Here is a 23099-nt window from a genome sequence, read left to right on the forward strand (position 1 = left end):
TTTCCGTTCTTCCGGCCGGGAGGGATGTCCACTATAATGAGAAGCGGGCATCCCAATATCGGAAGGAGGCAATGAAACTCATGACCTATTCAGCCGATTCATCCCGCTACACCAGCATGACTTATAACCGGTGCGGCCGCTCCGGACTTAAGCTTCCCGCGATTTCCCTTGGCCTTTGGCATAATTTTGGCGGAGTGGACACCGAAGAGAATGGACGGGCGATGGTCCGCCGGGCATTCGACCTGGGGATCACCCACTTCGATCTGGCGAACAATTACGGGCCGCCTCCCGGCAGCGCGGAGGAAATGTTCGGCCGCATGCTGAAGACGGACCTGCATCCCTACCGGGACGAGCTGATCATCTCCACGAAAGCGGGTTATCGCATGTGGCCCGGACCTTATGGGGAGTGGGGATCGAAGAAATACTTGACGGCCAGCCTGGACCAGAGCTTGAAGAGGATGGGACTGGAATACGTCGATATTTTCTATTCCCACCGGTTTGACCCGGAAACCCCGCTTGAAGAAACGATGATGGCCCTTGATCAAGCCGTCCGGCAGGGAAAGGCGCTTTATGCGGGCATTTCCAGCTATCCGCCCGAGCAGACGGAGAAAGCTGCCCGTATCCTCAAGGAGCTGGGTACTCCTCTGCTTATTCACCAGCCGAGCTATTCCATGCTTAACCGCTGGATCGAGGATGGCCTGCAGGAGGTGCTGGACGAGTACGGAGCCGGAAGCATTGCTTTTTGCCCGCTTGCCCAGGGCCTGCTCACCACCAAGTATTTGACCGGCATTCCGGAGGGCTCCCGTGCCAGCCGGGCGTCCGGAGCCTTGAAAGAGAAGGATGTAACCGAAGAGAAGCTGGCCAAAATCATGGAGCTGAACGAGCTTGCCGCCGAGCGGGGCCAGTCTCTCGCCCAGATGGCCCTTGCCTGGGTGCTGCGGGGAGGCCGGGTGACTTCGGCGCTGATCGGAGCAAGCCGGGTTTCGCAAATTGAGGAGAACGTGGCCGCCCTGAATAATCTTACCTTCGGGGAGGAAGAGCTGAAGCGAATCGACGCTATTCTTCAGTAAGCCGCAACAAAACGAAACGCCAAAGGAGCCTGCGGGCTCCTTTTTGCGTTAACCCCGAACTAGATGACATTGGATAACGGGCTGCCGCCTCGTGCCTCACAGCCTGGATAGTTGGCGCGGGTCGGCAGCTCCGGATGACTCCACGTTCTGAGCATCCTGCAGCCCTCGTTCCCGTTCCGCATAGGCGGTAGGCGATAGGCCGGTGAATTTATGGAACATTTTATAGAAGGAAGAGGTGTCGTAGTAGCCCAAATGCTCCGCTATATAGGTCACGGATAAAGGGGTGCTGCGCAGCAGGTCCATGGCCGAGGCCATCCGTAACCGGTGTTGATAGGCAAGGGGGGATTGGCCGACCGCCTGCTTGAACAGGGTCAACGTATAATTAGGGGAGCGGCCGATTAGGGAGGCGAGCTCTTCGAGACGGACGGTCTTCCGGTAATGGGCCAGAAGATGCTTCTCGATCTTGTCCACCCGCGCTTCCTTGCTCAAAGGGAGCCGGGGAGCGGTCCAGTCCCGGCAGGCGGTTCCGAGCAGCTCCAGAAGAATTCCAGCCTGGATGACGGAATAGAATTCCTTGCTTTCCTGGGTATGCCGGTACAGGGATTCCATCCGGTCTTTGTAATAGCTGAAGCGGCGGGTGGGAATGCCAACCGGTTCGTTAACCTGAAGCAAAGGGAGAAAAAGGTCCGGCGAATAGGTAAAGAGCACCGTATATTTCTGATGGGTGCCCTCTTCGGTGTTGCGGGCTTCCCTAATTGTTCCCGCCGGGATATAAACGAGATCGCCCTGCCGGGCCATCCGTGAGCCGGTCGGCCAACGGTACTGAACCTTCCCTTCCGTTACAAGAATTAAAACATTAGATTGTACCTGTTTCATCCGATTGTGCCAATGGGGAATATGATCGTCGAAATTGACACTTTTCACGGTAAGCAAGGCCAGGACTCCTCCTAAATTGGAATGTGTGATTCTACCTAAGATCGTAACTTTGTACATGGTCTTTGTAAACCCGTTCCTTCTATAATGGATGGGAGGTGAAGCTCTATGCAGGCTGGACAAAGGCCCAATATCCTGTTCATCATGTCGGACGACCACGCTTCCCACGCGATAAGCGCATATGGAAGCCGCATTAACCAGACCCCCAACATCGACCGCATTGCAGAAGGGGGAATCCGCTTCGACAACTGCTTCTGCACGAATTCCATCTGTTCTCCGAGCCGTGCGGCCATTCTGACGGGAAAGTATAATCATCTGAATGGCGTCAAATCCATATGTGATTCGCTCGACGGCCGGCAGATGACCTTTCCGAAGCTTCTGCAGGAAGCCGGGTACCAGACCGCGATGGTCGGCAAGTGGCATCTGGGGCACGGCGGAAACGCGGACCCGACCGGATTCGACTATTGGACCGTCGTACCGGATCAAGGCCGCTATCATGATCCCATTTTTATCGAGATGGGGGTGGAGAAGACCTTTCCCGGCTATGTGACGGACCTGACAGCGGATTTCTGTCTGGACTGGCTGGACCGGCGGGATAAGGACCGCCCCTTTATGCTCATGTGCCACCACAAGGCGCCTCATCGCCCTTGGGAGCCGCCGGCTAAATATGCCTCCCTGTATGAGGGAATGGACATCCCGGAGCCGGAAACGTTCGATGATGATTATTCCCATCGTGCCCAGGCGGCCTCGGAAGCCGCGATGCGGGTGGACCGGGACCTGGTGGATGAGGTGGATCTGAAGGGCTCCCCGCCCGCCGGTCTCTCGAAGCAGGAAGAGAAGAAATGGAGATACCAGAGGTACATCAAGGATTACTTGCGATGCGTCGCTTCGATTGACGAGAACGTGGGAAGGCTGCTTGATTATTTGGACCGGGAAGGGCTGGCCGAGGATACCCTTGTCGTCTATACCTCGGATCAGGGCTTCTTTCTGGGGGACCACGGCTGGTACGACAAGCGGTTCATGTACGAGGAATCGCTCCGGATGCCGTTTCTCGTCCGGTATCCCCGGGCCGTCGAGCCGGGGACGGAAACCGAAGCCATGGCGCTTAACATTGATTTTCCGGCTACTTTTCTCGATTATGCGGGACTCACCATCCCGGAGGAGATGCAGGGATACAGCCTGCGGCCGATCCTGGAGGGAAGCCTCCCTTCCGACTGGAGAACCTCGATGTACTACCGGTACTGGATGCATCTGGACGAGAATCACCTCGTGTATTCCCATTACGGCCTCCGGACGCAGCGCTACAAGCTGATCTATTATTATGCGGAAGCGCTTGGCACCTCGGGTTCCCTGGAGGAGAAAAGACCTCCGGAATGGGAGCTGTTTGATCTGGAGAGCGACCCTTATGAGATGAGGAATGTATATGGGGAGCCGGCTTATGCACATGTGGTTCCAGTCTTGAAACAGGAGCTAAGGAAGCTGCAGCTGGCCGTTCTGGACGAGCCCGTGGAGGAAGTCGGTTAGAAGCGGGAGAGCCGCAAAGTTTCGGATTCCGTCCTGTTTTCCGCTTTCCTTCCGTTCTAAGAGCGGGTAAGCTATAAACAAGCTGCTTATGACGAAAGGAATGCCTGATGGATACGATCACCCATACTTTATTCGGTCTTACCTTATACGGCACCGTTGACAAATCGGCCATGACGAAGCGGGAGAAGAGGGCCCTGCTCTTCACGGCTGTAGCCGGCTCGCAGATTCCCGATATCGACGTCATTTCCGCCTGGTGGGACACGGGGGGACGCTACCAGATGTGGCATCGGGGGATTACGCACTCCGTGTTCCTCGTGCCCGTGTGGGCGGCCCTACTTACCGCCGCCGTCCGGCTCGTCGGGAAGGTCAGCGGGTGGCGCTGGTTCGGACTCGCGGCCCTTGCCGTCTGGATTCACGACACGAGCGATCTGTTTAATGCCTGGGGCACGGGCTACTTGGAGCCCTTCTCCTCCATGAGGATTACTTTTGGGACCATCCCGATCGTAGATCCCGTTTATTGGCTGTTGATGGGAGCGGGGGCTCTTTACGCCAACGGAAAGCTTCGTTTCCGCAAGCGGTCCGGCCAGCCGCCTGACCGGTCCCCTGCGAAGCCCCGGGTGTACCGTGCGGTTTGGCTGCTGATCGCCCTCTATACCGCCTTGCAATCGCTGCAGGGGGCTGCTCTTTACCAGAAGGTGAAGGGGAACTATGAGCAAACGGCGTTGTCGGCGGATTTTGTACCCGGGGTGTTTACGGTCATCGGCAAAAAGGGCGGCGTGGTGGAGCTGGCCAAAGGAAGCCTGTGGGGGGGCCTGAAGCCGGCAGCCCGGCTGCAGAGTGCGGAGGACGCGGATTTGGACCGCCTCTTCGAAGGCAATCCTAAGGCAAGAACGCTTTACGAATGGTCTCCATTCGTTGTCATCGTAGACAACGGCAAAGAGCTGGGGGTCTACGACCCCCGGTTTTACCGCAACGTCCAATCGTTCCTGTTTGAATCCATAGCGAAATAAACGAAGCAGGCGGCCTCATTTAGGGGTCGCCTGCTTCGTTTGGTTATGCACCGGATCTTCCTTGCCTTCACGTGTTCTTCACCATAGGAAGCAACCAGCTCTCCTCAAGCGTCCGCCGCACAGCGGAAGCCGATGTTGCTTGAGGCGCTGTCGGGGGTGTTGGAGCTTCGGGCACCGACCCGATACCGGTTGCAGTAGGATTTGTGGCAGAGGAACGAACCTCCCCGCATCACCCTTTTGTCTCCCCGGTCGGGTCCTTTCGGATCGCGTCGGGGACCTTTTCGGTGCCAGTCGGGGCTGAACCAGTCCGAGCACCATTCCCATACGTTGCCGGACATGTTATAGAGCCCGTAGCCATTGGGTGGAAAGGATTGAGCGGGGGCCGTACCGAGATAGCCGTCGGACAGATTATTCTTCTCCGGGAATTTGCCCTGCCAGATGTTGCACCGGTGCTGGCCGTCCGGCTTCAGCAGATCGCCCCAAGGGTATCTTTTCTGCACCAGACCGCCCCTTGCGGCATATTCCCATTCGGCTTCGGTCGGAAGCCGTTTTCCCGCCCACCTGCAGTAGGCGTTGGCGTCGGTCCACGAGACGTGGGTGACCGGATGCTCCATCAGGCCGGCCAAATCGGAGCTTGGACCAAAGGGATGCTGCCAGTCCGCTCCTTCCACCGCCCACCACCACGGCGTTTGCTGGGCGGCGCTGGACACTCCCGGCTTATCCGCTTCCGCTACGAGCAGATGAAAGACGAAGGACCAGCCGAACGTTTCCGATTCCGTCTTGTAGCCGGTTTCCTTGACGAACGTCTGAAACTGTTCATTGGTTACGGTGCAGGGATCGATGCGGAACGGCCGCAGGGTTACTTCCCTTACCGGGCCTTCCCCGTCAGCCGGAAAGCCTTCTTGATCGTCCGTGCCCATTAGAAAGGGGCCGCCGGGCAAGAGAAGCATGCCGTCCAGCGAAGGAACGGTACCCCCCGAGGGAGTCAAGGGCGATTCTGCCGAGGGACCGCCGGAGCCCCGGCTGACTCCGCAGCAGGAAGAGGAAGAGGAAGAGGGAGTCGATGTCATCTACATCCGACCTTCTTTCTTGGTATAATGCTTTTTTCGATCATACGGCTATTATACCGTACCGCCTCTCCGTTGAATATCGGGCAGATTTATCGTGAACATGCGGCACTAGAACATTTTGTAAGCGGCCCAAAAGTGTTAACCCCCTGTAAAAACGGGTATATCCCTTATAACAAGCACATTCGACCTAGGGGGGATCCGCCATGCAGTGGCAGGGAAGAAGAGGAAGCAGCAATGTGGAGGACCGCAGAGGCATGGGAGGCAAAACGGTCATCGGGGGAGGAATCGGCGGCATTATCATTCTGCTGCTCTATACCCTGCTGGGCGGGAATCCGGGAGATATGATCAACGGTACGACGGAATCCGGCTCTTCGCAGCCTTATCAGGAAACGGCGCAGGAAAAGGAGCTGTCGCAATTCGTTTCGGTGGTACTGGCCGACACGGAGGATGTCTGGACGGAGGTGCTCAAGCAAAAGGGCATCACCTACAAGAATCCTACGCTTGTCCTCTATAACGGAAGCGTACAATCCGCATGCGGACAGGCCGGCTCAGCTGTCGGGCCGTTTTATTGCCCCGGGGACCAAAAGCTGTATATCGATCTGAGTTTCTATGACGAGCTGCAAAACAAATTTCAGGCGCCCGGCGATTTCGCCATGGCCTATGTTATCGCTCATGAGGTGGGCCATCACGTGCAGACGCTGCTTGGCGTAACGGATAAAATCATGCCCCTTCAGAAGAAAATGAGCGAAGAGGAGTTCAACCGCTACCTGGTCCGCTTCGAGCTTCAGGCCGACTATTTCGCCGGCGTCTGGGCCAATCATGCGCAAGGCAAAAATCTTCTGGAAAAGGGAGACCTGGAGGAAGCACTGAAAGCGGCCAGCGCGGTCGGAGACGACAGCATCCAGCAGAAAAGCCAGGGCTATGTCGTGCCGGAAAGCTTCACCCACGGTACCTCCGAGCAGCGGATGGCCTGGCTGTACAAAGGCTTTCAGAATGGAACCGTCGATGGAGGGGACACCTTCAGCATGAAGGATCCTGCCGCTCCTTAAGAAGAGGCTTACAAAAATAATCAAACCTTTCCATCAGCCGGTTGGCGGGTGGAAAGGTTTTTTTATGGATGGCTTTAGGCACAGAGAAAAACGCTTCCGCCGCGCTCATGCGGCTATAGGGGATAAAACCTTCCCCTCAAAGCGGGAAACATAGGAGGGATCGGCGAGCTTCGCTTGAACGTGATCCTTCCAATGGCCGGCGTCCAGCAAGCCCTGCCAGTCTTTCCCGTACCAATGCTCCAGCTCGGCACGTTCGATTCGATAGGCCGGGGAATTCTCCAGCTGGAATTCAAGCACCTTTAGATTATCAATAAGGGCGAAGGCTGCCGTTGCGTTATAAAGCAGAGCCCGGGCGGTCTGTTCTTTTACCAGGGAGCCTGCTGAGACGCGATAACTTACCTCTGCCGTGAAGGTGTCGGGCTTCAGCTCGAAGGTGGGCGATGCCTGCTGGAGCGGAAGGGCTTGAAACAGGTTGATCAGATTGCTGGCATCTCCCATATACCGGCTCCGGTACGGAAGTATGCTTTCTATATCGTGGGTCAAAGGATCGGCTTGGTAAGCGGCTTTCTTCTGCTCCTCCTGTAGATCATTTACCAGATATTCCATAAGCATAACGAAAAAGGAACAGACGAGCTAACCGGGGGACCGGTGCCATCTGTTCCTGATTGTAGGTTTTTCGGGTACGTTGCCCGCCGAACCCGGCCTATTTTTGACAGGCTAGGTTTCTTCCTGAATCTCCTGCACCTTTTCCGCAAAGAACAGCCGGTAGATGCGGATGGTCACGATTTTGGCCACCATGTAGAGCGGGATGGCGAGAAACATGCCGATAATCCCTCCGAAATCCCCGGCTACCAACAGCAGGAAGATCGTGGTGAGCGGATGAATTTCCAGCTTTTTTCCGAAAATGAGAGGAGCAAGCAGATGGTCCTGGATTTGCTGGGCGATCAGCAGAACCAGCAGCACCCACAGCACCATATGCGGGGAATCGATCCATGCCACAATGAGCGGCGGGATGGCGCCGATTACAACCCCCACGTACGGAATGAAGGTGAACACGGAAGCCAGAATGGCCAGCAGAAGGGAGTAGGGCAGGCCGACCAGCAGAAACCCGACAAAGGTGATGATCGCGAGGAACAGGGTGCTCAGCATCCGGCCGGCGATATACCCGCTCAGGGCGGTATCGATCTCTTCCATCATGTCTCCCGCTTCCCCGCGGAACCGGACCGGCAGCACGAGAAGAATTTTCTCGGTCAGCTTCTCGCCTTCCTTCAGCATGTAATAAAGGATGAGCGGGCAGGTTCCGATGATGATGAAGAAGCCGGTCACGAAGGAGAAAAGCCGGTTGGAATAGTCGGTAACCCAGGAGACCGCGCGGGATAGGTAGGCGGAGATCCGTCCCGTCAAACCGCCGCTGTCGGGGAACAGCTCGGACATGAAGCTGTCCTTTCCCCACTGCGAGAGCTGGCTTTTGATTCCTTTTATCAACTCCGGACCATTCGCGACGAAATCCAGCACCTGTTGGCGCAGGGTCGGCCAGACGACCATGGACAGGATGGCCAGGACGACGGCAATGGCAAAATAGATGAGCAGAACGGACACCGTCCGGTTCATGTTCCGGTTGTCCATGTAACGGATAACCGGGCGGAGGAGGTAATAAAAGAACCCCGAGATGACAAACGGGGCGATCACGAGACCGATGATTACTCCGATCGGGTGAAAGACGAAAGCGATAAGGTGCAGCAAATAGACTATGAGCATAACGGCTATAATGCGCAGACAAATTCTCAAGAAACGGTCTGTAACCATTAAATCCCTCCTGGACGGCAGCGGTAAAGAGCGCAGCACTACTCTTTTCTTACCCAATTCAGGAGGGATTGAAGGCTAACGCTCCATAAACTTCACACAAACCGGCTTGGAGAGGCGGAGTTCCTTCCCGTTTGGCGTCAGCCTTCCGGTTTCGGCATCCCGCCGGAAGATGACGATGTTGTCTCCATCCCGGTTAGCGGCGAGCAGGAAGCGGCCGTCCGGAGTCAGCGCGAAGTTGCGGGGATGCCCTCCGCCGGTAGGCGTGTGCTCCACCGGACGGAGCTTCCCGGTTTCTTCGTCCACGGCGAATACCGCCAGGCTGTCGTGCCCGCGGTTAGAGCCGTACAGGAAGCGGCCGTCCGGGGAAAGATGAATGTCCGCCGTCGCGTTTTCCCCGTCATAGGAAGCGGGCAGGGTGGAGACCGTCTCGATTTCCGTCAGCGTTCCGTTCTCCTCGTCCCAGGAAAAGACCGTAATGGTCGAATTCAGCTCGTTGATGACGTAACCGTTAGGCCGGGACGGGTGAAAGGCAAAATGACGCGGACCGGCACCGGCCGCCGTTGCCGTCTCGCTGGCCTTCGTGAGCGTTGGACCTTCCGGATCAATGCGGTATACGATGACCTTGTCCAGGCCGAGGTCGCAGACGACCGCAAATCGGTTGGAGCGGTCCGGGAGAAGCGAGTGAACGCGGGCTTGGCTCTGCACCGGCAGAACGCTCGAGCCGGAATGGGCGATGGATTGCCGAAGCGGGCCTACCCGGCCGCCCTCTTCGAGAGCCGACACCCCGATCAATCCGCCGTGATAGCTCGATGTAAAGAGGGCTTGTCCCGTCTTGTCGATAGAGATATGGCACGTCGGAGCGGCCACCGTAGGCTGCCGGTTGAGAAGACGGAGCGAGCCCGATTCGGGATCCAGGCGGTAAGCCGCCGCTTCTCCGATGCGCTCTCCCGACTCCAGCCGGCTTTCCCCGATGGCATAAAGCGTGTGGAGTTCGGGAGCAAGGGCAAGGAAGGTCGGATTAAGCAAGCCGGTAACTTGATCCGTTAGTTCAAGCTCGCCTTTGTCCGGATCGAACAAGCAGGCATAGACGCCGGGAGCGGAGGCTTCGGCATAGGACCCGATGTAAGCCAATAGTTTGGTCATGGGGCAGCTTCCTTTCTGGTTTCGATAATGGTTGTTTCTATTATAGTAGGATGGGCCGTGAAAGACCAATTAACGGAGGGCTCTTCCTTCGGAGGCCGCGGCGAACGTTCCGCCGCCCCTGGCCCGATAAGCGGCCGGGGAAAGGCCGAAATGGGAGCGGAAGACCCGGTGAAAATACGAATAGCTGGCGAAGCCGCACGTCTCCGCTATTTTCTCCAAGGTCATCGTGCTGTATTTCATCCGCTCGACCGCCGCGTGAAGACGGATTTCGATGGCGTATTGAATCATCGTCTTCCCGTATAAGGCCTTGAACAAATGGACGGCCCGGGAGACGCTGATGCCGGCATAGTGAGCGGCCTGCTCCACCTTGAAGGAGGAGGTGGCGTTCTCCTCGATGAACCTCTTCAGCCTGCGGATGACGAAGGAAGCTCCGTCGGCCTCCAGCGTTTCCGAAACCGCCCGGTCAAGGAAAAGACATAGAGCCCGCAGCAAACAATCCGCCAGCTCCGTGTTCTCTTCGCCGCTGCGGTTTTTTTCCTGCACAAGGCTTCTCCAGAGGCCGAGAAGCTGATCATCCGGGACGATTCGTGTGACGGGAGGGCGCTCTGAACGGCTCCACCACTCCTCGATCCAGGGTCCTTCGCAGAGCAGGTAGTAATCTCCGCTCGCCACCCGGCCGTCTTCCTCTTCCACCACGAGATCGTAGTCGTCGCCCGGCTGAAGGAGAACGAGATCCCCGGCCTGAAGAGGATATTCCTTATCGCGGCATCTTACTTTGCTTCGGCCTTCCGTCTGCAGACGGAAAAGATAGCTTTTTAACCCGTTTTTGTGGCTATTTCCAAAGGGTTGGGAATGATAGGAATAGCCGCAGATCAACAAGGCGGTATTCAAGGAACAATTGCCTCCATTGCTTAAGATTTTGACCAAATAGTTCAGGTTTGTGGGAGATCGGTTATTTCATCTTAGCCTATTTTCGGTTACCATGGAACCAAATCCGGCATTTCCACTTGCCCAAAAGGAGATATCATACATGAACCCCATTAGAGTAGCGGTTATTGGATGCGGGGCCATCGCCCAGCGCCGTCACATTCCGGAATATGCTTCCAATCCTCATGTTGAGCTGGTCGCTTACGCCGACCCGGTGCTTTCCCGTGCCGAGGAAATGGCCGAGACCTACGGCGGAAAAGCATACAGCAGCGTGGACGAGCTTCTCGCGAACGAGAAGGTGGATGCGGTGAGCGTCTGTACGCCGAATTATTTGCACGCTCCCGTGGCCATCGCCGCGGCGGATGCCAAAGCCCACGTGCTGGTCGAGAAGCCGATGGCTTCCACGGCGGAGGAAGCGGAGCAGATGATCGAGGCGGCCCGCCGGAACGGAGTCTACCTGATGGTCGGCCATAACCAGCGCCTGATGCCTCCTCACGTGAAGGCGAAGGAAATCATCGATTCCGGGCGCCTGGGGAAGGTGCTGACATTCCGTACTTCGTTCGGCCATCCGGGGCCGGAGGGCTGGAGCGTGGACGGACGGGAAAGCTGGTTCTTCCGCAAGGAGGAAGCGGCCATGGGCGCGATGGGAGACCTCGGCGTCCACAAGTCCGATTTCATCCGTCATCTGCTGAGCGATGAAGTGGCGGAGGTGGGCAGCTTCATCGGCACCATCGACAAGAAGGGGACGGATGTCGACGATAATGCCGTTTGCGTTCTCCGTATGAAAGGCGGAGCCATTGGAACTCTGACGGCGAGCTGGACCCAGTACAAAGGCGGGGACAACAGCACGGTGCTCTGGTGCCAGAACGGGGTGGTGAAGATCGGAACGGAATCGGGAGATGAGGTGACGGTTGAACTGACGGACGGCTCCAAGGAGATCTACAAGGTAGGGGCTATGGCCACTAACGAGAAGCAGGTTCCAAGCGGCGTCATCGACAGCTTCGTGGAGTGCATCCGCACGAACACGGCCCCGTCCATTTCCGGCGAGGAGGGCCTTCGTTCGCTCAAAGTGATTCTGGCCGCCTTCGAATCGGAAGCCACCGGGCGGATGATTTCCCTCGATTAACAGAATAGCGTGAGAACAACAAGAACAGGCCGGGAGTTCCCGGCCTGTTTCTTATTGGACGTTCGGCCTAACGAGTCTTGAACCCGATTTAGATGGTTCTATAAGCCGAAGGGGAGGAAGTCTTCCATAAGAAGGAAGGCTCCCGCAGGGGCGGGAACGCCGTTAGGGCTTGATAGCGTTTACAGGTAAAGAGTATAATCACAGTACTACGGGTAAGCGGTCGACTTGTTAGGTTAACCGCTTAACCTCCTTACATCCTGGGAAGAGAGGCATAACCATGAAGAAAACCTGGTACAACCGGCTTCTGTTGTCCTATATGCCCGTTCTTTTCCTGACCATCGGCATCCTTATCTTTGTTTCGATTTCCATCATGAGCGAGATTTCCATCAAGGAAACGGAAAAAGCGAACGGAATCAATACGAAGTATGTGATCGATTCCATGCACACCTCCCTGAAGGGGGTAGAGCGGATCGTTCTGGAGGAAATCGGCAACAATACGGCGTTTTATCAATTTTTTGAGAACAAGGATACGGACAATCCCGGCATGCTGAACTACGAAACCTCCCGTGCGATGCTCGGCATCATGAGTGACAATCCGCTTATCCAGTCCATCTACCTGTACCGGGCCAAGGACCAGACGGTGCTGACCAAGAATATGATCGAGAAGCTCGATAATTTCCAGGACAAAGCTTTCGTAAAGGCGGCGTACGGCCAGCCTGACGTCAACCGGTGGTCGGCGCCCCGGCTATACTCGGATTTAAGCCTGCAGCCTCCGGAGAGGGTCATCTCTATGACGAAGAGGGCCCTGCTTCCCTTCGGGGATCACGGCATCGTCGTGGTCAATGTCCGGGTAGCGGATCTTGTCCGGATAGCCGACGAAACCGTCAATTCGAAGCTTTCCTTCCTGGATATTTGGGGTAACGGCCAGGAACGGATCTATCCGCTTGAACAAGCCGGAAAGGCAGGGCCGGTTTCGGCCGGAGCCCAAGGCAAGGAAATCAACCGGATCCATTCGGATTATATCGGTTGGGATTTTGTAAGCGGGATCAAGGGAGGCAACTGGTTCGGCTGGGTTCCCGTCATTTCCCACTTGTGGATTGTGGTCGGGGCGGTCACCATTCTGCTCAGCATCGGCTATTTCTTCTATATCACCCGCCGCAATTACAAGCCGATCGAGACGATCATGCAGCAGATTCAAGCGTACCAGAACCGCAGCGCCGTGAAGGGAAGCGATGAGCTGTCCTACATTGAGAAGGTTCTAGGGACCCTCATTGACGAGACGACCGCCTATGAGAAGCAATACAAGGAGGATTTGGTCGTCCGACGCCGACAGTTCTTCCAAGAGCTGGTGGAAGGCGGGCATGTCATAACGAGAGAGGAATGGCTGGCCATGATGGGGCGTTTCCAGATGAGAAGCGATTCCCGGGATATGGCGGCGGCCGTCATCGAGATCGACGGGTATTCCGAGTTTCTGGAGACGTACAGCCGGCGGGATCAGCAGCTGCTGAAATTTGCCTTAACCAATGTTCTTAATGAGCTGATCGGAGGAAAGCACCGGACCGCCTGGCCCGAATGGGTGGGGGAGAAACGGCTCGCGGTGCTGATCATGACTCACACGGGGGAAGAGGGGGACGTGTCCCTTCTAAGCGCAGAACTGGACCGGTTCCGAACGTGGCTCGCGGTCAATCTTAAGCTTTCGGTGACGATCGGCCTCGGGGGGCCGGCAGAGGACTATCCTTCGGCTTCGCAGTCGTACCGGGAAGCTTTGGAAGCCCTCCGTTTCAAAATGTCTCTTGGAGGCGGACAGGTCATCCTATATGAAGAGCTTGCCGCCGAGAAACCGGGAGAAACGCATCCTTATATCGGAATCATGGACGCTCTGGAGAAGGATTTCCGGGTAGCCGATTCCTCTTGGGAAAGCCAGGTGGACCGCTTGGCCCACCAGCTCTCCCAGGATCTGCTGCGGACGGAGGACGTGGAGCTTCTGCTTAGTTATTTAACCCGCCTGCTTAAACGGCTGGTGGACGGCCTTCCGGAGGAATCCGCCCGATACGGGCGTGAAACGGTACTGCCCGCTATGAAGAACGGTTTGACGAAAGCGGAAACGATAAGCGAGATTCTTCCCGTTCTAATCCGTTCCCTCAAGCAGCTTCATCGGCAATACCTGGAGGCCCGGGAATCGAAGTCCAACCATCAGCTCATGTCGGATATCCGCACTTATATCGAGGAAAACTATGAGAATCCCGATCTGTCCCTTAACCTAATCAGTGACACCTTCTCGGTAAACGGCAAATATTTCAGTCAGCTCTTCAAAGAAGAATTCGGCATGAAGTTCGTCGATTTCCTCGTGAATTTGCGGATGGAGCAGGCCAAACGCCTTTTGCTGGAGACAGATCTGTCCCTTCAGGAAATATCGGGCAAAGTGGGGTACACCCACCCGATCTCCTTCGGGCGGACATTCAAGAAAATGGTGGGGGTCACCCCCGGGGATTTCCGCAAGTACATGCCGGCTTCATCCGACAGCTGATTTGTCTGCCCGGCCTGTTCTCCTTCTGGACGCCCCCGGGCCAAGTGCCTCCATGCCGAGTGCCACCATGCCGTCCTAAAGGACGGCATTTTGGTTTGGCAATGGGCGGCTGGCGGCCTGAACCCTTGTGGGAAGCGGGTTTGTTAAGGAAAACGGAGAAAAGTTAGTCCTCTGAAAATAGTTGGTGCCGCCTCCGCACCGGCATTCTGACAAAAGGTTAGCCGGACGGAATCATGCAGATTGACCCGGGCTTCCGTAACCGGGTATAACGGACCTATCCCGCCTGCCCTTACGGCAGCGGAGTCGAAATGAATAGAAGGAGTGGGTTTCTTTGAATAAGAAAACGCTTTACCAAAAAACGGTTCCTCTTTTAAGCGGCTTAACGGCCATCGGCCTGCTGGCAGGCTGTTCTGCTAAAAGCGGAGGAGACGCTTCCGCTTCTACCCCGACTGGGAGTCCGGCGGCCGGATCTTCCAAAGCGGTTACTTTAAAGGTCGAGGTCTTCGACCGGGGCAACTCTCCTGCCGGAATGACGGTAACCAATAACGGTCAAACGAAATACATTCAAGAAGCCTTCGGAAAGCCGAACAACATCAACGTGGAATTCGTTCCGGTGCCTCGTGCCCAGGAAGTGGAGAAGCTGAACGTGCTCATGGCGAGTGGAGACGCTCCGGATATTGTCTTCACTTACGATCAGAACCTCGTTTATAAATATGTGCAGCAGGGCGGACTCACCGACCTGGGCAAGCTGGTGGACCAATACGGCTCCAACATCAAAAGCTACGTAGGAGCGGACACGCTGAAGCTGGCCCAATTCGAAGGCAAGCAGTACGCCGTTCCGGCCAAGCGCATGTATTTGGGGAAATACTCCTCCATGATCCGCCAGGATCTGCTGGACAAAGCCGGACTTCCCGCTCCTAAGACGACCGATGAAGTCTACAACACATTGAAAGCGTTTAAAGAGAAGAATCTGGCATCCATTCCGCTTGGATTCTCTCTCGCTGCCGCCTCTTACGAGCCGATCATCTGGTCCTTCCTGAAGAAGACCTCGGAAGAGGAGAGATATACCCTCATGCAGCAGCTCGGATCAGGCGAGTTTCCCTTGCTCATGCCGGGTCACAAGGACGGCGTGAAATTCCTTAACAAGCTGTTTAACGAAGGCTTGATGAGCCCGGATTTCGCGCTCGACAAAGACAAGAAGAAATTGCAGCAGGATGTCATGACCGGGAAAGTGGGCATGTACGCGGAAGATGCCGCCACAAGCTACGGGTCGACTCCGGATATTATCAAGGTGCTGGGGTCTAACGTGGCCGGCGCCAAGCTGCTCCCGCTCGATCCCTATACGAACGAGGAAGGCAAGCACACCAAGCCGGGCTATAATCCGGTCGGCATGTATGTCATGATTCCGAAATCGAGCAAAAACGCCGAAGCGGCCATTAAATACTTGGATTGGATGGCCCAAAAGGATGTTCTTAACCGGCTTACCAATGGCGTGGAGGGTACGAACTATACGCTGGAGGATGGCCTTCCGGTTGTAAAGGACGATCAGGCAACGAAGGACCTGCTGTACAATTCCGGGGATTACCGGTTGATGTCCAACAGCGGAATCGATTTCGGATCGCTGGACAAGAATGTGAAGTCCATGACCTTGGGCTTCCCTAAGAACCAGCGCGAGGATGCGGCCAAAGCCTACGCCAACGGACTTACCGACGGAATGGCACCGGTCCGGTTTGACCGCCCTCTGGAATCCGAAGCCAAATACGGCAAGGCGTTGATCGACAAATACCAGGAGCTGCTCGTGAAATCCATCATGGCGAAGCCGGCCGATTTCGATAAGGTTTACGATGCCGGCATTAAGGACTTCATGTCGAGCGGCGGAGAAGAGATCCAGAAGGAACGCAAGGAAGCATACGCCCGCATTAAAAAATAAAGAGTCCGTGTGTGCTAACGCTTCATGCCCGGGTTATTCCCGGGCATGAAGGCTTCACACCCAAACGGGGAGGCAGGAGTGAATGAGAAACATCAACGTCTATCTGCACCGTTACTGGCAGCTCTACGCCATGCTGGTTCTGCCTGTAGCTTATTTCGTTGTCTTCCGTTACGGTCCTATGTACGGGGTAACGATCGCTTTTAAAGATTTCAACCTGTTCCAGGGAGTGAGCCAAAGTCCTTGGGTAGGCTTCGACGTTTTCAAGCAGATTTTTAAGATGGATGCTTTCTATCTGGCTTTACGAAACACGTTTATGCTGAATTTTCTTGATCTGGTCTTTTCTTTTCCGGCGCCTATCCTGCTTGCTCTAATGCTTAACGAGATTCGTTCGGTTCTCTACAAGAAGATATCCCAAACCATCCTTTATCTCCCTCACTTCATCTCTTGGGTCATCATCGGGGGGATCGTCTACCAGGCGTTCAGCACCAGCTCGGGCATCGTCAACACCTTGCTCGGCAAGATCGGAGTCGCACCCATTCCTTTCCTGTCGGATAAATATTACTGGATCTTCACCTACCTCGGAACCGGGGTTTGGCAGAGTGCCGGGTGGGGAACGATCATCTATCTCGCGGCGTTGACCGCTATCAACAAAGAACTGTATGAGGCGGCGGAGGTAGACGGAGCGGGGCGGTTCAAAAAAATGTGGCACATCACGCTGCCCGGCATCAAATCCACCATTGTGGTGCTGCTCGTGCTTAAGCTCGGCGAGATGGTCCAGATCGGCTTTGAGCGTCCTTTCGTTATCGGGAATGTGACCGTCAAGGAATTCTCCGAGGTTCTGAGCACCTTCGTCTACAAAGTGGGGCTCCAGACCGGGGAATATTCCGTTGCAACGGCCGTCGGTTTCTTCCAGGCGGTTGTGGGACTGGTCTTCATTCTGACCGCCAATTACATTGCCAAGAAAACAACGGATGAAGGCATCCTTTAACTTGCCTGGGAAGGAGTTTGCTTATGAACGCAGCCAGCCGGGGTAACCGTTTGTTCGACGTCGTGCTTTACGTGCTGTTATTTATCAGTCTTGTGGCGTGTCTTGCGCCGTTTCTGCATATCGTTTCCATTTCCATGAGCTCGAATAAGCCGATCCTGTCCGGCCAGGTCACCATTTTTCCGATGGAGCTTAATTTCAGCGCCTACAGCCGGGTGCTGGCGGATCCGACCATGCTCCGGTCGTTGTGGTTCTCGGCTTACCTGACGGTCATCTTCACCGTCTTCTGTATGGTCATGACCATCTTAGCCGCCTATCCGCTTACCAAAAAAGAGCTGAAGGGCCGCCGGTTCGTGATGTACCTGATCGTCTTCACCATGTTCTTCAGCGGGGGAATTATTCCCGAATACATCCTCATCAAGCAGCTTCATCTGCTGAATTCCATGTGGTCGCTGGTGCTGCCGCTGCTCGTTAACCCGTTCTATATGATCATCATGATGACCTTCTTCCAGAATATTCCCAAAAGCCTGGAGGAATCGGCGGAGCTTGACGGCAGCTCGCATTTCGGAACGCTCGTGCGCATTATTCTGCCTCTGTCCATGCCGGTCATCGCCACCCTCAGCCTGTTCTACGCGGTCAACCGCTGGAACGGCTTTATGGATACGCTCTTTTATATTACCGATCCGAATCTTTATCCGCTTCAGCTGAAGCTCTATCAGATGGTAATGAACAGTATGATGACGGACCAGATGCAGATGGAGGGAGCCCAGATCATCCAGGTGCTTCCGGAAAGCCTTAAGGCGGCGAGCATCGTTTTCGCTACCCTGCCGATCCTGATCGTTTACCCGTGGCTGCAAAGGTATTTCGTTTCGGGCATCATGCTGGGCTCGGTCAAAGGATGAGATAGAGAGGAGAGAAACCATGTTGAACAAAGGAACCTATTCCTTTTCCACCTGCTGGAACATACGCAGGCATACGGCCGGACGGGGCATGGTGGAGGAAATCAAAGAATTGGGCTTTCAATATGTGGAGCTGAACTACAACGTAACCGACGAGCTGCTCGCCACCATAGAGCCGATGATCGAGAAGGGGGAAATCGGCGTTTCGAGCGTGCACAATGTCTTTCCTCATGTCCCCGATAAAGACTACGATACCGACTCCGTCATGCTTGGCTTCGATGACGAGGACAAACGAAAGAGGGCCGTGGAGCTGTTGATCCGTTCGATGGAGTATGCGGACCGGTACGGGGCCAAAGCGGTGGTGGTCCACCCCGGAGAGGTTCCGTTCGATACGAATATCGATGCGGAGCTTAAACAGATCTACCGGGAGAAAGGCAAGGAATCGGCGGAATACCGCAGCCTGTGGGATGCCATGCTGGAACGGAGGGAAAGGCTGAGTCCCCATTACCGGCGTCGGATCGAGGAAAGCCTTCACACGGCGGCGGAATATGCCGCTAAGCGGAACTGGAAGGTCGTGCTGGGGATCGAAACGCGTTCCCGCTGCTACCAGATGCCGACCTTGATGGAGGCGAAGGCCATCTGCGACAGCCTATCCGGTTCGGGGGTCGGCCTGTGGTTCGACATCGGTCATGCCATGATGATGGAACGGATGGGGCTTTATGACAACCCGTCGGAGATCGAGCTCGTCAAGCCTTACGTCTACGGGGTCCACATCCATGAAACGCTGGAGCTTTCGGACCATTGGTGCCCTTACGTGCACAGCGGGACAGACCGCTGCTTCGATCTGTTCCTTCCCATCATCGACCAGGCCGAGGTTAAGGTCTATGAGCTGAAGGCCGTCTGCGCTCCGGAGGAAATCCACGAGAGCCATGCCCTGCTGATCAAAAAGCTGGAGACCATGCCTAAGGAGGAAGCGGAATGACGGTCTATCTGGAGGAACAAGAAACGGCGAGATACCGGTTCGCGGAAGAGGACCGGCTTCTTCTTGCCATGCTCGCGGACCGCTATATAGGCGCCAATCCTCCGGCTCCCTTTCTCTGGCGAACGGTTTTTCGTTCGGGTTTCGCTCAGACGGAGGACGGCCTTTATGAAATGGATTTGGGTCAGCGCTTCCCGGATTCCCGTTCCGGTCAGTGGGCTTATGCCTTGGGACTCGTGTGGAGCGACGGGGAACGGAATCTGGATCTGGCGGTGGAATGCCTGGGGCCCGTGCGTCTGTTCCATAACGGCCAACTCGTCTTTCGCTCCTCGGTGGGGGATGAGCTCATACCGCAAGCGCGAAGCCGCATCTCCGTCACGTTTACCAAAGGGTGGAATTCGCTCTTCGTCAAAATGCAGGCGACGGCCGCCGGCTTCGGCTGCCGTCTGGGGGCGGACGAAGCCAAGGTAAGAATTCTTAATATTCTGTCCCCCTTCCGGGAACGGTCGGGACAAGCGGGCTGGGTTTATTCGGCTCCGATGGACGAGGACCGGTACGCGGAGGGTGCGCTTCCGGACGGCCTGGCGACGGAGCAGGAAACGGGCCTGGCCTGGCTGCCGCAGACCGCCTGGGCCGGCGGACGGGAGAGCCAGCCGCCCCTTGAGCGGCTGTTCGGCGTGCGTCCCGGGGCTAAGGCCTATGCCTGGTCCCGCCTGGAGGTGGACCGCGTGCCGGGGGCACGAGCCGTCCCTGTGCGGATAGCTGGGGAATCATCGGGACCAGCAGCGGTATGGATCGGCGGCCGCAAGCTGGTGGACCGGCCGGACGGCGGCCGCTTCGAGCAAGAAATAGAGCTCCCCTTCGGCTCCCATGAGGTGATGGCCGAAATCCACTGCGGAACCGGCGGGTGGAGCTTCCGCCTAGAAGCCGCGTGTGCGGGCTCGCCTATGACATGGAAGGCACCCCGGCGGGTGCAGGGTACCGATGAGGCTTGGTTCTACCTCGGGCCCTTGGACGAGGACTTGGTCCTGCAGCCGGAGGAGCTTGCTTCCCTCCACGCCTTGGCTCCTCTGCCTTCCGAAAGCGGGACCGAAGGAGGGCAGACAGGGTGGCGGCTCGATCTTCCCGACGGCTGGCTTCGCCCCTATTACGAGAACGCCATGCTGAGCAACAAATGGACGGCGGGAAATATGACGAACTACGCCCGCTGGGACTATCCGCTTGGCGTTACCATTTACGGTCTTCTGCAGACGGGCCGTCTTCTCGGGCGGCCGGATATGACCGCCTATGCCGAGGGACATGTGAAGGCGTGCACGGATCTGTTTGCCTACTCGCTATGGGACAAAGAGAGGTATGGGTTTCCTTCCATCAACCAGCAGCTGGTTAACATGAAAATGCTCGACAACTGCGGCTCCTTCGGGTCAGCGATGCTGGAGGCCGCCAAGGAACAACCCGGCCGCCTGAATGCGTATGTGCCTGAAATTGCCGAGCGGATCGCCGATTTCATTCTCAACCGGCTTGAGCGCAAGGAGGACGGGGTTTTCTTTCGCCTGGGAGAGGGGGAGTATTTCGCCGATACGATCTGGGCGGACGACCTGTACATGAGCACCCCGTTCCTGTGCCGTTATGCCGCCCTTACGGGACAGCCCGGGGCGCTGGACGAAGCGGCCCGCCAATTCCGTCTGTTCCGGTCTTATCTATACATTCCGGAGCACAGGGTGATGTCCCATGTTTACGATTTCAAATACGGCCGCGCCACCGGCATACCTTGGGGCCGGGGGAACGGCTGGACGATCTTCTCGCTCTCGGAGGTTCTGGAGAACCTGCCGGACGGTCATGCGGACCGGCCGTTTCTCCTCGGCTTCTTTCAGGAGCTGTGCGAAGGCTATCTGGCCTTGCAGGGGGAGAGCGGCTTATGGAGGCAGGTCCTGACGGACTCGGATGCGTACGAGGAAGCGTCCTGTACGGCGATGTTCGCCTATGCCTTCGCCCGCGGTGTGCGGTACGGCTGGTTTCCCGAGCCGGATGCCTTCGCCCGCGCAGCGGTCAAAGCCTGGGAAGGCCTGACCGGACGGGTGATCGACCGGCAGGGAAATGTGTACGGGGTATGCAGCGGCTCCCGCTACTCCTTTACCCCGGATTATTACAAGGAAGACCTCAGGACGGTAACGAACGACACGCATGGAATCGGAATTATGCTGCTTGCCGGCGCGGAAGTGATCCGTCTCCAGGAGCAGCTGGCGGCGGGGGCTACCCCCGAGTCGGAACGAGTGGCACGGCCAGAGGAAGGAGCGAAGAGGTAAGATGGACGAAATCTATCGTAATTTGGTCAGGCTGAATGAAGAATGGGCGGAAGCGGGATTGGCGAGGCAGGTCCGGGACCCGGAATCGAAGTATGACGGCGGCATTATTCACGCAGAGACGGGCGTGCCTTCCCCCAACCATCTGAATACTCCGGCCGTGATGGCTTCTTGGGCGGGGGCTTTCTGCAATCCCGATTCCCGCCGGTATCGCGATCCCCTTCTGCTGGATGCGTTTGAGGCAGCGGCCGGCTTCATGGTGAACCGCCAGCATGCGGATGGCACCGTCTCGCTCGGCTCAACGAACTACAACTCCCCTCCGGATACCGCGTTCGTCGTGGGGGGGTTGTCCCAGGTTTACCGCCTGCTTGGAACGGATGGCTGGCGGGAGGCGGAGGCGGCCGCACAGAAAGTTAAGCTCTTTCTGGAAAGAACGATTCCCGCTCTGCTGACCGGGGGGGCCCACACCCCTAACCACCGTTGGGTGATAACGGCGGCCCTTGCCCAGCTGTATGAAATTTTCTCCCTTCCCGAGCTTCTCGACCGGGCAAGAGAGTGGCTCGCGGAAGGGCTCGATATAACCGAGGACGGCGAGTGGACGGAGAGAAGCAACGGAATCTACAATGCCGTCAGCAACATTTCGCTCTATCATACGGCTCGTGTGATGAATCGTCCCGAACTGCTGGACTATGTCCGCCGCAACCTTCGGATGATGATATATCTCGTCCATCCGGATGGCGACGTCGTGACCGATTATTCGGGCCGGCAGGATTTGGGCCAAACCTTCGACTTATCCAACTATTTTCTCGTCTGCCGGCTGATGGCGGCCCACGACCGCGATCCGCTGATGGCGTCCCTGTCCGATAAGGCGGCTTCTTATCTTTCCTCCTACCGCGAGGGGGTTAACAACCACCCGATGGTCGGCTTGCTCTTGTTTCCTTCGGGCTTGGACGGAATGGGCCGAGAGCCCTTACCGGACACCTACCGGAAGGCTTTCAACTTGGGCCACCCGGTCCGTGAGCATCTGCGTCTCTTGGAGGAAACAGGACACCACGGGAAAATCCAGCACAGCTCCATGCATTACGCCTTCGGCTTTCCCGTCGTCCGGATCCGCGAGAAAGACACCAGCATTACCATGATGGCGCAGGCCCCTTCCTTCTTCGCGCTTCGCCATGGACAGGCACGTCTTCTGGGCGTCAAGCTGTCGTCGTCCTTCCCTCCCGGCGTCGTCCCCTTGGAGGAGCTTCGGGTGGAAGAAGACCGGTATACGTTCCGCACGGTGATGGAAAAAGGCTACAGCGGGCCGATTCCGGCGGAGATTCTCGCAGGACTTCCCGCAAGGGAAGGCGCGAGCCCCTGGTACCTGCTGCCGCATCAGCACCGTCCGGTGACCCATCTGCAGAAGCATGCGCTCGGGGTGGAAGCGGTACCGGTCACGGGCGGCTGGCAGCTTCGCGTCTTCTCGGATGAGCGGGAGGATGTGTTTACCCAGCTCACCCTTGTCCTGGGCCAGGAGGGAACCGTCGAAGGGGACGGGGTAGAGGAGTTTGCGGCGAACCGGTATTTCCTGAAAAAAGGGTCGGTGACCTATGCGGCCGGACCGGATCGGCTCGAAATCAGCGGAGGCGTCTTCGACCACCGGCTGGGCGAGCTGCGTAACGATGCATGGCCGCCCGGCTGCAAGTATCTGCATTTCAATCTGCTGACCCCGTTTGATCATACGATAGAGCTTCGTCTGCTATAAGCGTCCATCCCCCGGCCGATCGGCCGGGGGTTTTTTTTATGGCAAGGGAAGGCGAATGAAGGCAAGTAAGGCAGGGG

At 56.7% G+C, this 23099-nt stretch carries 18 protein-coding genes; 12 read left to right on the forward strand and 6 right to left on the reverse strand.

Annotation, left to right across the window (positions count from 1 at the left end; translation table 11 throughout):
• Positions 1–80 precede the first annotated feature (80 nt).
• Positions 81–1070: an L-glyceraldehyde 3-phosphate reductase gene (mgrA, locus tag MJA45_RS09855; protein ID WP_315607089.1), complete on the forward strand. Its 990-nt coding sequence runs from the start codon at positions 81–83 to the stop codon at positions 1068–1070.
• 96 nt (positions 1071–1166) lie between these two features.
• Here the strand turns inward: mgrA and MJA45_RS09860 are convergent, their stop codons facing one another.
• Complete coding sequence (locus MJA45_RS09860) at positions 1167–1994, reverse strand: helix-turn-helix domain-containing protein (protein WP_315607977.1); 828 nt, start codon at positions 1992–1994, stop codon at positions 1167–1169.
• A 117-nt stretch (positions 1995–2111) separates the two neighbouring features.
• On the opposite strand from MJA45_RS09860, the gene MJA45_RS09865 reads away from it, so the two are divergent.
• Entirely contained in the window at positions 2112–3527 is a 1416-nt protein-coding gene (locus MJA45_RS09865; RefSeq protein WP_315607090.1) for a sulfatase family protein, read from the forward strand.
• Between the two features lie 107 nt (positions 3528–3634).
• Complete coding sequence (locus MJA45_RS09870) at positions 3635–4537, forward strand: metal-dependent hydrolase (RefSeq protein WP_315607091.1); 903 nt, start codon at positions 3635–3637, stop codon at positions 4535–4537.
• A 104-nt stretch (positions 4538–4641) separates the two neighbouring features.
• Here MJA45_RS09870 and MJA45_RS09875 read toward each other — a convergent pair whose 3' ends face one another.
• Positions 4642–5607: a formylglycine-generating enzyme family protein gene (locus tag MJA45_RS09875; RefSeq protein ID WP_407083118.1), complete on the reverse strand. Its 966-nt coding sequence runs from the start codon at positions 5605–5607 to the stop codon at positions 4642–4644.
• Positions 5608–5810: 203 nt separating this feature from the next.
• On the opposite strand from MJA45_RS09875, the gene ypfJ reads away from it, so the two are divergent.
• The gene (ypfJ, locus tag MJA45_RS09885; protein WP_315607092.1) at positions 5811–6656 is read left to right on the forward strand and encodes a KPN_02809 family neutral zinc metallopeptidase; all 846 of its coding nucleotides are present in this window, start codon (positions 5811–5813) and stop codon (positions 6654–6656) included.
• A 105-nt stretch (positions 6657–6761) separates the two neighbouring features.
• Here the strand turns inward: ypfJ and MJA45_RS09890 are convergent, their stop codons facing one another.
• From MJA45_RS09890 to MJA45_RS09905, 4 genes are all read right to left on the reverse strand, one after another.
• Positions 6762–7262, reverse strand: coding sequence for a DUF4825 domain-containing protein (locus MJA45_RS09890; protein WP_315607093.1), 501 nt, complete (start codon positions 7260–7262; stop codon positions 6762–6764).
• A gap of 111 nt (positions 7263–7373) precedes the next feature.
• Positions 7374–8462, reverse strand: a complete 1089-nt coding sequence (locus tag MJA45_RS09895) for an AI-2E family transporter (protein ID WP_315607094.1) — start codon at positions 8460–8462, stop codon at positions 7374–7376.
• Positions 8463–8537: 75 nt separating this feature from the next.
• The gene (locus tag MJA45_RS09900; RefSeq protein WP_315607095.1) at positions 8538–9605 is read right to left on the reverse strand and encodes a lactonase family protein; all 1068 of its coding nucleotides are present in this window, start codon (positions 9603–9605) and stop codon (positions 8538–8540) included.
• 69 nt (positions 9606–9674) lie between these two features.
• Positions 9675–10496 carry a helix-turn-helix domain-containing protein gene (locus MJA45_RS09905; RefSeq protein ID WP_315607096.1) on the reverse strand — a complete coding sequence of 274 codons (822 nt, stop codon included), beginning with the start codon at positions 10494–10496 and terminating at the stop codon, positions 9675–9677.
• Positions 10497–10635: 139 nt separating this feature from the next.
• Between MJA45_RS09905 and MJA45_RS09910 the strand changes: the two genes are divergently transcribed.
• From MJA45_RS09910 to MJA45_RS09945, 8 genes are all read left to right on the forward strand, one after another.
• A complete protein-coding gene (locus MJA45_RS09910; protein WP_315607097.1) occupies positions 10636–11658 on the forward strand; it encodes a Gfo/Idh/MocA family protein in 1023 nt (340 codons plus the stop codon).
• 277 nt (positions 11659–11935) lie between these two features.
• Positions 11936–14185, forward strand: a complete 2250-nt coding sequence (locus tag MJA45_RS09915; protein WP_315607098.1) for a helix-turn-helix domain-containing protein — start codon at positions 11936–11938, stop codon at positions 14183–14185.
• Between the two features lie 331 nt (positions 14186–14516).
• Positions 14517–16115 carry an extracellular solute-binding protein gene (locus tag MJA45_RS09920; RefSeq protein WP_315607099.1) on the forward strand — a complete coding sequence of 533 codons (1599 nt, stop codon included), beginning with the start codon at positions 14517–14519 and terminating at the stop codon, positions 16113–16115.
• Positions 16116–16197: 82 nt separating this feature from the next.
• Entirely contained in the window at positions 16198–17103 is a 906-nt protein-coding gene (locus tag MJA45_RS09925) for an ABC transporter permease (protein ID WP_315607100.1), read from the forward strand.
• 23 nt (positions 17104–17126) lie between these two features.
• On the forward strand, positions 17127–18002 hold the full coding sequence (locus tag MJA45_RS09930; RefSeq protein WP_315607101.1) for a carbohydrate ABC transporter permease: 876 nt from the start codon (positions 17127–17129) through the stop codon (positions 18000–18002).
• A gap of 19 nt (positions 18003–18021) precedes the next feature.
• Positions 18022–18981 (forward strand): sugar phosphate isomerase/epimerase family protein, encoded by a 960-nt coding sequence (locus MJA45_RS09935; protein WP_315607102.1) that lies wholly within the window; start codon positions 18022–18024, stop codon positions 18979–18981.
• Entirely contained in the window at positions 18978–21281 is a 2304-nt protein-coding gene (locus MJA45_RS09940) for a glycoside hydrolase family 88/105 protein (protein WP_315607103.1), read from the forward strand. Before MJA45_RS09935 ends, MJA45_RS09940 begins: the two co-directional genes overlap by 4 nt.
• Position 21282: 1 nt before the next feature.
• Positions 21283–23022 carry a hypothetical protein gene (locus tag MJA45_RS09945; RefSeq protein WP_315607104.1) on the forward strand — a complete coding sequence of 580 codons (1740 nt, stop codon included), beginning with the start codon at positions 21283–21285 and terminating at the stop codon, positions 23020–23022.
• Positions 23023–23099 lie beyond the last annotated feature (77 nt).

The sequence above is a fragment of the Paenibacillus aurantius genome, from assembly GCF_032268605.1.
GTDB classification, from domain to species: Bacteria; Bacillota; Bacilli; order Paenibacillales; family NBRC-103111; genus Paenibacillus_AO; species Paenibacillus_AO aurantius.

What these genes read in the sequence shown, in the direction of transcription:
- MJA45_RS09945 (WP_315607104.1), top strand. Translation starts at nt 21,283, where the DNA reads ATGGACGAAATCTATCGTAATTTGGTCAGGCTGAATGAAGAATGGGCG.
- MJA45_RS09915 (WP_315607098.1), top strand. Translation starts at nt 11,936, where the DNA reads ATGAAGAAAACCTGGTACAACCGGCTTCTGTTGTCCTATATGCCCGTT.
- MJA45_RS09865 (WP_315607090.1), top strand. Translation starts at nt 2,112, where the DNA reads ATGCAGGCTGGACAAAGGCCCAATATCCTGTTCATCATGTCGGACGAC.
- MJA45_RS09935 (WP_315607102.1), top strand. Translation starts at nt 18,022, where the DNA reads ATGTTGAACAAAGGAACCTATTCCTTTTCCACCTGCTGGAACATACGC.
- mgrA (WP_315607089.1), top strand. Translation starts at nt 81, where the DNA reads ATGACCTATTCAGCCGATTCATCCCGCTACACCAGCATGACTTATAAC.
- MJA45_RS09930 (WP_315607101.1), top strand. Translation starts at nt 17,127, where the DNA reads ATGAACGCAGCCAGCCGGGGTAACCGTTTGTTCGACGTCGTGCTTTAC.
- MJA45_RS09940 (WP_315607103.1), top strand. Translation starts at nt 18,978, where the DNA reads ATGACGGTCTATCTGGAGGAACAAGAAACGGCGAGATACCGGTTCGCG.
- MJA45_RS09875 (WP_407083118.1), bottom strand. Translation starts at nt 5,607, where the DNA reads ATGACATCGACTCCCTCTTCCTCTTCCTCTTCCTGCTGCGGAGTCAGC.
- MJA45_RS09895 (WP_315607094.1), bottom strand. Translation starts at nt 8,462, where the DNA reads ATGGTTACAGACCGTTTCTTGAGAATTTGTCTGCGCATTATAGCCGTT.
- ypfJ (WP_315607092.1), top strand. Translation starts at nt 5,811, where the DNA reads ATGCAGTGGCAGGGAAGAAGAGGAAGCAGCAATGTGGAGGACCGCAGA.
- MJA45_RS09900 (WP_315607095.1), bottom strand. Translation starts at nt 9,605, where the DNA reads ATGACCAAACTATTGGCTTACATCGGGTCCTATGCCGAAGCCTCCGCT.
- MJA45_RS09890 (WP_315607093.1), bottom strand. Translation starts at nt 7,262, where the DNA reads ATGGAATATCTGGTAAATGATCTACAGGAGGAGCAGAAGAAAGCCGCT.
- MJA45_RS09910 (WP_315607097.1), top strand. Translation starts at nt 10,636, where the DNA reads ATGAACCCCATTAGAGTAGCGGTTATTGGATGCGGGGCCATCGCCCAG.
- MJA45_RS09870 (WP_315607091.1), top strand. Translation starts at nt 3,635, where the DNA reads ATGGATACGATCACCCATACTTTATTCGGTCTTACCTTATACGGCACC.
- MJA45_RS09925 (WP_315607100.1), top strand. Translation starts at nt 16,198, where the DNA reads ATGAGAAACATCAACGTCTATCTGCACCGTTACTGGCAGCTCTACGCC.